An 11373-nucleotide genomic window follows, 5' to 3' on the forward strand; every position below is an offset into this window, starting at 1 on the left:
CCGCCCGTGCCCCGGTCACCACCGTCCTGCCCAGGGAGGTGCCACCATCCCGCACCGCTCCGACGCCCCGCCCGGTACGCCGGGACGGCCCGACCTCCGGTTGCTCCTCCCCGCCGTCTCCGCCTGGGCGGTCACCGCAGCCGTCCTCGACAGCGATTCCGAGGACCATCCGCTGGTGCTGCTCACGGCCGGGCTGGCCGCGGCCGCCGCCCTCGTCCTGTTCGCCTTCACCGCCCGCGGCCGACGGTCGGCGCACCTGATGCTCGCGGCAGTCCTGCTCACCGGTGCCGCCGCCGCGACGACCACCGTTCTGCACACCGCGGATCTCCACCGCGGCCCGCTCGCGGCGCCGGCCGAGCCACCTGCCGAACCCGTCCCCGAGCCCACCGGGGGCTCGGTCGCGCCAGCGCCGATGTCAGGCTCCGCGCCGATGTCAGGCTCCGTGCCGACGCCAGGCTCCGCGCCAGCGCCGGCCCCCGCGCTCGCGCCGCGTACGGACGCGACCGTGGAGCTGACGGTGTCGGGGGACCCGAGATCCCACAGCCCGCGGGCGCGCGGTACTGCGGCAGCCCGCCCGATCCTCACCGTGGCCGCGCTGGTCGAGCAGGTCCGCCTCGACGGGCCCGGCCGCCCGCCACCGGTCGCCACCCGGACTCCGGTGACCCTGATGGTCCGCGCCGAGGACGCGGCCGCCTGGCGACAACTGATCCCGTCCACCCGGGTCGGCGCGGACGTCCGGGTGCTGCCCGCGGGCCCGGGGCGGTACGACACGGCCGCCCTGCTCCAGGTCCACGGCCCGCCGAGGCTGCTCGCCCCGCCCAGCCTCCCGCAGCGGGTCGCCGCCCGCCTGCGCGGCGGGCTCCGCGCGGCCTGCGAACACCTTCCACCGGATCCCGGAGGCCTGCTCCCGGGCCTGGTCGTCGGTGACACCTCCCGCCTGCCGGAGGAGCTGGCGGAGGACTTCCGTGCCACCGACCTGGGCCACCTCACCGCGGTCAGCGGCGCGAACCTCGCCATCGTGCTGACCGTCCTGCTCGGCAACCCGGGCCGGGCGGGCACCACCGAGCGGGGCGGACTGGCCCGGCTGCTGGGGTTGTCCCTGCGGACCACCGCCCTCCTCGGGACGGCACTGACCCTCGCCTTCGTCACCGTCTGCCGACCCGATCCGAGCGTCCTGCGGGCGGCCGCCACCGGACTGATCGGGCTGCTCGCGCTCGCCCACGGCCGTCCACGCCAGGCCCTGCCCGCGCTCTCCGGAGCCGTACTGGTGCTGGTTCTCTGGGATCCCTACCTCGCCCGCTCGTTCGGGTTCCTGCTGTCCGTGCTGGCCACCGCGGGCCTGCTCACCCTCGGGCCGCGCTGGACGGCCTCCCTGCTCGCCCGCGGCTGGCCTCGCCACCTGGCGACCGCTGCCGCGGCCACCGCGGCAGCCCAGGCGTTCTGCGCACCCGTCACCATCCTGCTGGCCCCCCGGATCAGCCTGGTCGCCCTCCCGTGCAACCTGCTGGCCGAGGGCGCCGTCGCACCGGCCACCCTGCTCGGATTCGCGGTGCTCGCCGCCGACCCGTTGTCGCACGGCGCCGCGCGTCTGCTCGCCGACCTCGCCGCCGTCCCGGCCGGCTGGCTGGTCCTGGTCGCCCGGCACGGGGCCGACCTGCCGGGCGCCCAACTCGCCTGGCCCGGCGGCCTGCCGGGTGCCGCGCTGCTGGCCGCCACCGTCCTGGCCCTCTGCTGGGCCGTCGCCGCCGGCCCGGCGGGCCGGCCCCTGGGGCACCCGGGCCTCCGGCGGCTGCACCGGATCCTCGTCCTGGTCTGCGCCGTGCTGGTCCCGATCGCGCTGCTGCGCCCGCCCACCCTCACCAGGCTCGCCACCGGCTGGCCGCCGCCCGGCTGGCGGCTGGTCCTGTGCGACATCGGCCAGGGCGACATGACGGTGCTCCCGCTCACCGCCGACACCGCGGTCGTGGTGGACACCGGCCCGGACCCGAAGGCGGCCGACGCCTGCCTGCGCGAGCTCGGGATCACCAGGATCCCGATCCTGATCCTCAGCCACTTCCACGCCGACCACGTCGAGGGCCTGCCCGGGGTGCTGCGCGGCCGCCGGGTCGGCGCCGTGCAGACCACCACGCTGGAGGACCCACCGGGGGAGCGGGCCCGGGTGGTCCGCTGGGCCGCCGACGCCGGGGTGCCGCTGCTGCGCGCGGGGCGCGGCGAACGCCGCACGGCGGGGCCGGGCCTGTCCTGGGAGGTGCTGTGGCCGGACGGCGCCCCCGACCCGGCCGCCCCCGGGGCCAACAACGCCAGTGTGGCGCTCCTCGTCACCGTCGGCCCGGACACGGATGCCCTGCGGATCGCGCTGCTGGGGGACTTGGAGCCCCCGGCGCAGGCGGCCCTGTTCGCCCGTGGCCCGCCCCCGGGCGGGGTCCAGGTGCTCAAGGTCGCCCACCACGGCTCCGCCCACCAGGACTGGGCGCTCGCCGCGGCCCTGCACCCCCGGCTCGCCCTGATCAGCTGCGGCGCGGACAACCCGTACGGCCACCCCTCGGCGCAGACCGTCGACCGGCTCCGGGCGCGGGGCGCCACCGTGCTGCGCACGGACCGGTCGGGGGACATCGCCGTCCTCGGGGCCGGCCGCACGTTGGCGACGGCGGTCCACCCGCACCCGCCACGGGGGTGAGCCGGGTCAGACCCGTTGAGCCGGTGCGTCTGCGGCCTCGAAGCGCTCGTTGCCCACCACCCGGAGCAGCTCCAGGTGGGCGCCGTCGGAGCTGCCAGGCGGCGGGGTGAAGATCAGCAGCCGCTGGTCCTCGGTCGGGGTCAGCAGGGTCTCGCAGTCCAGGTTGACCGGGCCGATCACCGGGTGCACCACGCGCATCCGTCCGGAGCGGCGGACGGCGACCTCGTGCAGGTCCCAGAGGTCGGAGAACTCCGTGCTGGCCGTCCGCAGCCGCTTCACCAGGGCCGCCGAGGGGGCGTCGTTGGCCCGGCGGGCGACGGCCGCGCGCAGGTCGGCGACGTGGACCCGGCTCCAGTGGTCGTGCTCCTCGGCGGGGTAGGCGGCCCGGGTGGCGGCGTCGGTGAACCAGCGCCACACCACGTTGCGGTTGTCCGGGTCCAGCGGGCAGACCCCGCCGAACAGCGCCGTCGCGATGGCGTTCTGCGCGAGCAGGTCGCCGAGGTCGCTGACGATCTGGGCCGGCGTCTCCTTCAGCTGGTCGAGCAGGTACAGCAGCCCGGGCTTGATGTGCTCCCCGGAAGGCCGTCCGGCCGGCGGCCGGTGACCGGCGAGTAGGAAGAGGTGGTCGCGCTCGTCCTCGGTCAGCCGCAGCGCCCGGGCCAGCGCGCCCAGCATCTGCCCGGAGGGCTGCGGACCACGGGCCTGCTCCAGCCGGATGTAGTAGTCCGCGGACATCCCGGCGAGCTGCACCACCTCCTCGCGCCGCAGCCCCGGGGTACGGCGGCGGGGGCCGTCCGGCAGCCCGACGTCCTGCGGACGGAGGCGTTCCCGGGAGCGGCGGAGGAAGTCTGCGAGTTCACGGCGGTCCATCTCCATGGCCCCATCCTGCCTCGGTGTCCCGACGGACAGTCAGGGACCGCCGATCCCTGTCAGGTCGGGCCGCCGGGCCGCCCGTCCGCCGACCCGGCCCCGAGCCCGTCCCCGTCCCCGGCCTCGGCCCCGCCCCTCACGGTGCGCCAGCGGCCGCCCGCACGCGCGTCAGTCCTGCTCGCGCCAGCCCTCGTACTCGGCCGCGAGACCGTCCAGCCGGTCCAGCTGCTCGGCCGGCCAGCCACCGTCCTCCGGTGCCTCCAGCACCACCAGCCACTGGGCGTCCTCGGCGTCGTCCTCCCCGGCCAGGGCGTCCCGGACGAGCTCCGGCCGGCCGAGCCCGGCGAACTCCTCCGCCAGCCGTTCGGCGGCCTCCTCGGCGGCGTCGCGGTCGGGCAGGACGAGCAGTTGGCGGGCGTGGTTCGCGGTCATCGCACCATTGTCCAACCCCGCGGGTAGCGCTCCGCGCGGAGGTGTCGGCGGCTCGTGCGATCCTGGTACACGATGGCCAGGAAGAGTGCACCCGACGACCTGCTCGCCCCGCTGACCCTCGTGGTCGGTCAGGAGGAGCTGCTGCTGGACCGCGCGGTCGCCGAGGTGGTGGCCGCCGCGAAGGCGGCGGATGCGGACACCGACGTCCGTGACCTCGCGCCCGGTGCGCTCCAGCCCGGCAGCCTGGCCGAGTTGACCACCCCGTCGCTCTTCGCCGAGCGCAAGGTGATCGTGGTCCGGGCGGCCCAGGACCTCTCCGCCGACTCCGTCAAGGAGGTCAAGGCGTACTTCGACTTCCCGGTCGAAGAAGTGATCATGGTTCTGGTGCACGCGGGCGGAGCCAAGGGCAAGGGCCTGTTGGACGCGGCGAAGAAGGCCGGGGCCCGTGAGGTGGCGTGCCCCAAGCTGACCAAGGCGAGCGAGCGGCTGGCCTTCGTCCGCAACGAGTTCCGCACGCTCGGCCGCTCCGCCACCCCGGAGGCCGGCCAGGCGTTGCTGGACTCGCTCGGCAGCGACCTGCGCGAGCTGGCCGCGGCCTGCAGTCAGCTCACCGCCGACATCGAGGGCACCATCGACGAGACGGCGGTCGCCAAGTACTACAGTGGCCGGGCCGAGGCCACCGGATTCGAGGTGGCGGACCTCGCCGTCACCGGCCGTGCGGCGGAGGCCCTGGAGCGGCTGCGCTGGGCCCTCGCGGTCGGCCAGCCCCCGACCGGCATCACCTACGCGCTGGCGTCCGGCGTGCGCAGCATCGGCCGGCTGGCCACCGTCGGCCGCAACATGCGCCCCGCCGACCTGGCCCGCGAACTGGGCATGCCGCCGTGGAAGGTGGACCGGGTCCGCCAGCAGATGCGCGGCTGGACGGGTGACGGGGTGGCGGCCGCCCTCACCGCGATCGCCCAGGCGGACGCCGCGGTGAAGGGTGGTTCCGACGACCCGGCGTACGCGCTGGAGCGCGCCGTGGTCGCCGTCGCGCGGGCCTCCCGGATGAGCGCCCGACCGTACTGAGCCGGGCGCCCCGGTGCCGGGCGCGCCGGAGCGGACGCCCGCGCCTCAGATCCGCCCGCCGAGCACCTTCAGCGCGTCCCGGCTGTCGATCAGCAGGGCCTGCCGGATCTCGTCGCGGTCGGGGACGGTCGCCGTCTTCCCCTCCTGGTACGAGCCGGACCAGGAGGCGTAGTAGGTCATCCCGCCCTGCCGCACGTACAGCACCTGGGTGAGGTAGTGCCAGGTCTTGTCCGAGCCGCTGGTGTCGTCGAGGTAGCCGACGTAGGCGTCCTCGCCGAGGTTGGGCACCTCGCTGATCTCGTACTTGCGCTGTTGCAGCCCTGAGCGCTGGGCCTCGAACTCGGTCTTCGGGTCGATCTTCCGGTGCAGCTGGACGTCCAGGTAGAGCGAGACGTAGTCGCTGTCGTTGCTGAGCTTCTTGCGGTACTGGCTGCAGTACATGTCGTCGAGCGCGGCGTGCCGGGTGGTGTAGTGGTACGGCGTTCCGGACTGCGCGGGGTACAGCTGGCTGAACTTCGCCGGCTTGACGGTCTCGCAGAGGTTGTCGACCACCCGGTACGAGCCCACGCTCGCCGGCCTGCCGGTGCCGGGGGACACCAGGTCGGGCACGGTCAGGAGGGCGGCCGTCCAGACCACGGAGGCCAGTACCGCGCCGCCGACGCCCCAGAGCAGCCCGCGCTTCCCGCCGCCGACCGTGCCCGGTGTGCCCGCCCCGGCCTGGGTCGGTCCGTACCCGGGGGAGGCCGGCCGGCCGCCCGGCTGACCGCCTTGCGACCCGATCTGCTGGCCGATCTGCTGGCCGGTCTGGTGACTGCTCTGGTGACCCGGCGCGGTTCCGTAGGGCGAGGAGGGCACGTTCGGTGGTGGTGTCGACATCGACATCGGGGCCCCCAGCTGTCCTGCGCTGCGATCGGCGGTCGCCCCGAACCATACCGGTGGACGGGTCGGCCCAGCGTGGGCCGAATCGCCCGGGAGCGGGTCCGTGGACGGAGCGTCCCCCGTACGGCCCCGCGCGGGCCCGTCCCCGCGAACGGCGACAGGCGCCGCGGCCGCCCGGGGAATGGGCTCGGCTGCGACGCCTGTCGTGATGTTGCTGTGTACCGCACCCGCGTGGCGAACGCAGGCCGCGTGCGGTACGGAGTCCTGTCCACCTCGGGCTTCCGGATAGAGGGCCGGAGTGCCGTCGAGGGGTGGTCGGCGTGGAGCGGGTAGAGGGCCGCCGGTCACGCCGTCCGGTCCGGGCCGGGGCCCGGGGGTGGTGCGTGGGGCGAGAATCAGGCGGCGGCGTTGTTGACGCGCTTGGTGATCGCCGACTTCTTGTTGGCGGCCTGGTTCTTGTGGATGACGCCCTTGCTCACGGCCTTGTCGAGGGCACGGGAGGCGGCGCGCGCCAGCTCGGTGGCCTTCTCGACCTCACCGGCGGCAGCGGCCTCGCGGGCCTTGCGCACGGCGGTCTTCAGCGAGGACTTGACGGCCTTGTTGCGCAGGCGCGCCTTCTCGTTGGTCTTGTTGCGCTTGATCTGGGACTTGATGTTCGCCACGAAGGAGCCTCAGTCTGTGTGAATTCGATGTGGAACGAGTGTTGCACCCGGCGGCCTTCGAGCCAGCCGAGAGGGCATGCCGAGGCCAGGTGCAGCGACCCAGGTTAGCAGGGGCCCGCGCCCCGCCCCAAACCGGCCGGGCCGCGACCGGGCCGGTCGGCGGGGGCGGCCGCCGGACGGGACCTAGCCGCGCAGTACCGGTTCGCCGTAGTGCTCGACCTCGGGAAACGGCGCGTAGAAGCGGTGCAGCAGCTCCCGCCAGCGGCCGTACTCGGCGGAGCGCCGGAAGCCCTCGGTGTGGTCCTCCAGGGTCTCCCAGCCGACCTGGAGCAGGAAACGGGAGCGCCGCCCCTCGTCCAGGCAGCGCCGCAGCTCCAGCGAGCGGAATCCGGGTTGGACCGAGATCAGCGGCCGGGCCTGCGCGAAGGCGGTCAGGAAGGCCTCCTCCTGCCCGGGCCGGACGTCCAGCAGTGCGCTCTCCAGGATCATGGGCCGCCATCCTGCCGCACCCCCGGCCGGTCCGGGAGGTGGCCGGGGAGAGCTGACCGGCGGCGAGGGCCGGGCTCGTGGGAAGATGGGCGGAACCATATCGATCGGACGAGACCGTCCGGTCGCCGGGAACGTGGTCAGAGATGACCCGCAGACCCCGGCCCCCGGACCAACGGAGAATCGGACCAAGGTGCCCGCGACCCCCAGCAACGTGCCAGAGCCCAGCCGGACCGACCCGGCGGTGATCCGCAACTTCTGCATCATCGCCCACATCGACCACGGCAAGTCCACGCTCGCCGACCGGATGCTGCAGATCACCGGTGTGGTCGACCCCCGGCAGATGCGCGCCCAGTACCTCGACCGGATGGACATCGAGCGTGAGCGCGGTATCACCATCAAGTCGCAGGCGGTCCGCCTTCCGTGGGCCCCCCGGGCCGGCGACAAGGCCGGCACCACGCACATCCTGAACATGATCGACACCCCCGGCCACGTGGACTTCACCTACGAGGTGTCGCGCTCCCTGGCTGCCTGCGAGGGCACCATCCTGGTGGTCGACGCCGCGCAGGGCATCGAGGCGCAGACCCTCGCCAACCTGTACCTGGCGCTGGAGAACGACCTCACGATCATCCCGGTGCTCAACAAGATCGACCTGCCGGCCGCGCAGCCCGAGAAGTACGCGGCGGAGCTCGCGCACATCATCGGCTGCGACCCGTCCGACGTGCTCAAGGTCAGCGCCAAGACCGGTCTCGGCGTCGAGGACCTGCTCGACCACGTGGTCGACCGGATCCCGGCCCCGGTCGGCGTCAAGGACGCCCCGGCCCGCGCGATGATCTTCGACTCGGTCTACGACTCCTACCGCGGCGTGGTCACCTACGTCCGGGTCGTCGACGGTCAGCTCACCAAGCGCGAGCGGATCGCGATGATGTCGACCGGCGCGACCCACGAGCTGCTGGAGATCGGCGTCATCTCGCCCGAGCCCAAGGTCGCCGACGGCCTCGGCGTGGGCGAGGTGGGCTACATCATCACCGGTGTGAAGGACGTCCGGCAGTCCAAGGTCGGTGACACCATCACCTCGATGCACAAGGGTGCGACGGAGCCGCTGGGCGGCTACAAGGACCCGCGCCCGATGGTGTTCTCCGGCCTCTACCCGTTGGACGGCAGCGACTACCCGCTGCTGCGCGACGCCCTCGACAAGCTGCGCCTGAACGACGCCGCGCTCGTCTACGAGCCGGAGACCTCGGTCGCGCTCGGCTTCGGCTACCGCTGTGGCTTCCTCGGCCTGCTGCACCTGGAGATCATCCGGGAGCGGCTGGAGCGCGAGTTCAACCTCGACCTGATCTCCACCGCCCCGAACGTGATCTACCGCGTGGGGATGGAGGACGGCACCGAGCACACCGTCACCAACCCCAGTGAGTTCCCGACCGGCAAGATCGCCGAGGTGTTCGAGCCGGTGGTGCGCGGCACCATCCTGGCGCCGAACGAGTTCGTCGGCGCCATCATGGAGCTCTGCCAGGCCCGCCGAGGCAACCTCCAGGGCATGGACTACCTCTCCGAGGACCGGGTCGAGCTGCGCTACACCCTGCCGCTCGCGGAGATCGTCTTCGACTTCTTCGACCAGCTGAAGTCCAAGACCCGCGGCTACGGCTCCTTCGACTACGAGCCCATCGGCGAGCAGAGCGCCAGCCTGGTGAAGGTCGACATCCTGCTGCACGGCGACGCGGTGGACGCCTTCTCCGCGATCGTGCACAAGGACAAGGCCTACAACTACGGCGTGATGATGGCCGGCAAGCTTCAGAAGCTGATCCCGCGCCAGCAGTTCGAGGTGCCGATCCAGGCGGCCATCGGTTCCCGGGTGATCGCCCGTGAGACCGTCCGCGCGATCCGCAAGGACGTCCTCGCCAAGTGCTACGGCGGCGACATCTCGCGCAAGCGCAAGCTGCTGGAGAAGCAGAAGGAGGGCAAGAAGCGGATGAAGATGGTCGGCCGCGTGGAGGTCCCGCAGGAGGCCTTCATCGCCGCGCTGTCCACCGACGCGGACGCTCCCAAGGAGAAGAAGTAGCACTCCCTCCCGAGCGCACCCGGGGCCGCCCACCGTCGCAGGACGGTGGGCGGCCCCGGCCGTTCCGGGACGGTCCTCCCGTCGTCGGACCGCCCGGCCGTTCCGGGCCACCCCTGTCGCCCCGGCGGCCGCCCCGGTGGCCGCACCCCGGTCCGCCCTCCCGGCTCAGCGCAGCGCCAGCACCACGCCCTTGACGATGGCGGCCTTGGTCAGCCGGGCGGCCGCCCCGGTGAGGGCGCCCGGCCGCATCGAGTCGTCGCCGTGGATCAGCTGGACCAGCCCGTCCCCGCGCCCGAGGCTCAGGCACTGCACGGCGTACCGGAAGGCGAACGGCGCCGACGTTCCCCGGGCCAGCCGCCTGCCCAGGTAGCGGCCCATCGGCTGGGCGGTGGCGCAGCCCATCCGCAGGGTGCCGGTGCCGGGGACGGTGACCGCCGCGGCGTCGCCGATCACGTACACCTCGGGGTGCGAGACGGAGCGCAGGTAGGCGTCGACCACGGCCCGGCCGGCGGGGTCCACGGTCAGCCCGGCCTCGGCCGCCAGCGGGTGCGGTTCCATCGAGGCGGCCCAGGCGACCACGTCCGCCGGTACGGTGCCGGCGGTGGTGCTCAGCCCGTGCGCGGTGACGGCGGTGACCCCGGTGTGCTCGCGCACCCGGACGCCGAGCCGGGCGAACACCCGCAGCACGTGGTCGCGGCCCTTCGCGGAGAACCATCCGCCGACCTGCCCGGCCGCGACGATCTCCACCCGCCAGGCCGGGTGGGCCTCGGCCAGTTCCGCGGCCAGTTCGATGCCGGTGGCGCCGCCGCCGACCACGGCGACGGTGCCGGGCGCGGGCGCCCCGGCGATCCGGCGGCGGATCTCGGACGCCCGCTCGGCGGTCAGCGCGTGCTCGGTGACCCCGGGGACGGACCCGCCGGCGGTGCGGCTGCCCAGCGCGTACACCAGGGTGTCGTAGGGGACGGCCTCGCCGTTGTCCAGCAGCACCGTGCGGGCCGCCAGGTCCAGCCCGGTGGCCCGGGCCCGGACGTGGGTCACCCGGCGTCCGCGGATCACCCGGTCGAGGGCGGGCCGGTGCTCCGGCCGTCCGGCGGCCGTCTCGTGCGCGCGGACCCGGTTCAGGAAGCGGGACTCGGGGGCGATCAGGGTGACCCGGTGGCGGCGCCCCGCCCGGGTCGCCGCGCTCAGCCCCGCGTAGCCCGCGCCGATCACCACGATGTGCTGCTGCCCGGCCATGTCGTCCTCCTCCGTCGGTGCGCGGTGCGCCGCGCGTTCGGGAAGGGGACGACGCAGCCCGCCGCGGTGTGACACCGGGCCGGGCGTGACCTGCGTCACGCCACGTGGGTGAGCTTCTCCGGGTTGACCACGATGTGGGCCTCGGTGATCCGGCCGTCCCGGACGGAGAGCGCGAGCACCCCGCCGACCCGGCCCGGCGCCTCGTGGAAGACCATGCCCGGCTCGCCGTTGACCCGGGCGAACGTGAAGGAGGCGGTCGAGCCGGGCCCGAAGGCCCGGGCGATCAGGCCGAGGATCAGGCGGGCGACCTTGTCCGCGCCGTACACCGGGCGGGCACCGGCGCTGACCACGCCGCCGCCGTCCGAGTGCCAGACCACCTCGGGGTCGAGCACGGCGAGCAGTCCCTCCAGGTCGCCGCTGGTGGTGGCGGCGGCGAAGGCGTGCACGACCTGCCGGTGCTCCGCCGGGTCCACCGCGGTGTGCCGGCCGCCGTCGCGGACCCGGCGGCGGGCCCGGGAGGCCAGCTGACGGGCGGCGTCGGGGCTGCGGTCGAGCGAGGCCGCGATCTCCTCGAAGCCGACCGCGAAGACGTCGTGCAGCACGAAGGCGGCCCGCTCGGCCGGGGTGAGCTGTTCCATCACGGCGAGCATCGCCAGCGACACCGACTCGCCCAGTTCGGCGCGGTGCGCGGGGGAGTCCTCCTCGGCGACCGCGGGCTCGGGCAGCCACTCGCCGAAGTAGGCCTCCCGGCGGGCCCGGGCGGAGCCCAGCTGGTCGTAGCAGAGCCGGGTGACCACGGTGGTGAGGTACGCGCGGGGATCGGCGACCTGCTGCCGGTCGACGGCGCGCCAGCGCAGCCAGGCCTCCTGCAGCACGTCCTCGGCGTCGGTCAGGGAGCCGAGCAGCCGGTAGGCCACCGAGCCGAGGTAGCGGCGGTTCGCCTCGAAGGCGTCCGGGGCGGCCGGTGCTTCGTCCATCACCCGCCCACGGTAGCGCGAGGG

At 74.2% G+C, this 11373-nt stretch carries 10 protein-coding genes; 3 read left to right on the plus strand and 7 right to left on the minus strand.

The features are described 5' to 3' along the window. Positions 1-100 precede the first annotated feature (100 nt). Complete coding sequence (locus ACIOFR_RS00495) at positions 101-2677, plus strand: ComEC/Rec2 family competence protein (protein ID WP_400991411.1); 2577 nt, start codon at positions 101-103, stop codon at positions 2675-2677. 6 nt (positions 2678-2683) lie between these two features. On the opposite strand, the gene ACIOFR_RS00500 is transcribed toward ACIOFR_RS00495, so the two are convergent. Next, on the minus strand, positions 2684-3553 hold the full coding sequence (locus tag ACIOFR_RS00500) for a helix-turn-helix transcriptional regulator (RefSeq protein WP_400991412.1): 870 nt from the start codon (positions 3551-3553) through the stop codon (positions 2684-2686). 162 nt (positions 3554-3715) lie between these two features. Further along, the gene (locus tag ACIOFR_RS00505) at positions 3716-3979 is read right to left on the minus strand and encodes a hypothetical protein (protein WP_400991413.1); all 264 of its coding nucleotides are present in this window, start codon (positions 3977-3979) and stop codon (positions 3716-3718) included. A 72-nt stretch (positions 3980-4051) separates the two neighbouring features. On the opposite strand from ACIOFR_RS00505, the gene holA reads away from it, so the two are divergent. Then, positions 4052-5047 carry a DNA polymerase III subunit delta gene (gene holA, locus ACIOFR_RS00510; RefSeq protein WP_400991414.1) on the plus strand — a complete coding sequence of 332 codons (996 nt, stop codon included), beginning with the start codon at positions 4052-4054 and terminating at the stop codon, positions 5045-5047. A 45-nt stretch (positions 5048-5092) separates the two neighbouring features. On the opposite strand, the gene ACIOFR_RS00515 is transcribed toward holA, so the two are convergent. The 3 genes from ACIOFR_RS00515 to ACIOFR_RS00525 form a co-directional block, all read right to left on the minus strand. Further along, the gene (locus tag ACIOFR_RS00515) at positions 5093-5929 is read right to left on the minus strand and encodes a hypothetical protein (protein WP_400991415.1); all 837 of its coding nucleotides are present in this window, start codon (positions 5927-5929) and stop codon (positions 5093-5095) included. 392 nt (positions 5930-6321) lie between these two features. After that, on the minus strand, positions 6322-6588 hold the full coding sequence (gene rpsT, locus ACIOFR_RS00520) for a 30S ribosomal protein S20 (RefSeq protein ID WP_350640779.1): 267 nt from the start codon (positions 6586-6588) through the stop codon (positions 6322-6324). A gap of 183 nt (positions 6589-6771) precedes the next feature. Continuing rightward, positions 6772-7077 (minus strand): antibiotic biosynthesis monooxygenase family protein, encoded by a 306-nt coding sequence (locus tag ACIOFR_RS00525; RefSeq protein ID WP_400991416.1) that lies wholly within the window; start codon positions 7075-7077, stop codon positions 6772-6774. Between the two features lie 190 nt (positions 7078-7267). On the opposite strand from ACIOFR_RS00525, the gene lepA reads away from it, so the two are divergent. Beyond that, positions 7268-9136 (plus strand): translation elongation factor 4, encoded by a 1869-nt coding sequence (gene lepA, locus ACIOFR_RS00530; protein WP_400991417.1) that lies wholly within the window; start codon positions 7268-7270, stop codon positions 9134-9136. A gap of 165 nt (positions 9137-9301) precedes the next feature. Here lepA and ACIOFR_RS00535 read toward each other — a convergent pair whose 3' ends face one another. Further along, the gene (locus ACIOFR_RS00535; protein ID WP_400991418.1) at positions 9302-10372 is read right to left on the minus strand and encodes an NAD(P)/FAD-dependent oxidoreductase; all 1071 of its coding nucleotides are present in this window, start codon (positions 10370-10372) and stop codon (positions 9302-9304) included. Positions 10373-10467: 95 nt separating this feature from the next. After that, a complete protein-coding gene (locus ACIOFR_RS00540) occupies positions 10468-11349 on the minus strand; it encodes a sigma-70 family RNA polymerase sigma factor (RefSeq protein ID WP_400991419.1) in 882 nt (293 codons plus the stop codon). Between the last annotated feature and the right edge of the window lie 24 nt (positions 11350-11373).

It is taken from the genome of Kitasatospora sp. NPDC088346, assembly GCF_044740765.1.
GTDB lineage: Bacteria > Actinomycetota > Actinomycetes > Streptomycetales > Streptomycetaceae > Kitasatospora.

Bases quoted from the DNA above. Each gene is read 5' to 3' on its own strand.
- ACIOFR_RS00500 (WP_400991412.1), bottom strand. From the start codon at position 3,553: ATGGAGATGGACCGCCGTGAACTCGCAGACTTCCTCCGCCGCTCCCGG.
- ACIOFR_RS00505 (WP_400991413.1), bottom strand. From the start codon at position 3,979: ATGACCGCGAACCACGCCCGCCAACTGCTCGTCCTGCCCGACCGCGAC.
- holA (WP_400991414.1), top strand. From the start codon at position 4,052: ATGGCCAGGAAGAGTGCACCCGACGACCTGCTCGCCCCGCTGACCCTC.
- ACIOFR_RS00515 (WP_400991415.1), bottom strand. From the start codon at position 5,929: ATGTCGATGTCGACACCACCACCGAACGTGCCCTCCTCGCCCTACGGA.
- ACIOFR_RS00525 (WP_400991416.1), bottom strand. From the start codon at position 7,077: ATGATCCTGGAGAGCGCACTGCTGGACGTCCGGCCCGGGCAGGAGGAG.
- ACIOFR_RS00535 (WP_400991418.1), bottom strand. From the start codon at position 10,372: ATGGCCGGGCAGCAGCACATCGTGGTGATCGGCGCGGGCTACGCGGGG.
- ACIOFR_RS00540 (WP_400991419.1), bottom strand. From the start codon at position 11,349: ATGGACGAAGCACCGGCCGCCCCGGACGCCTTCGAGGCGAACCGCCGC.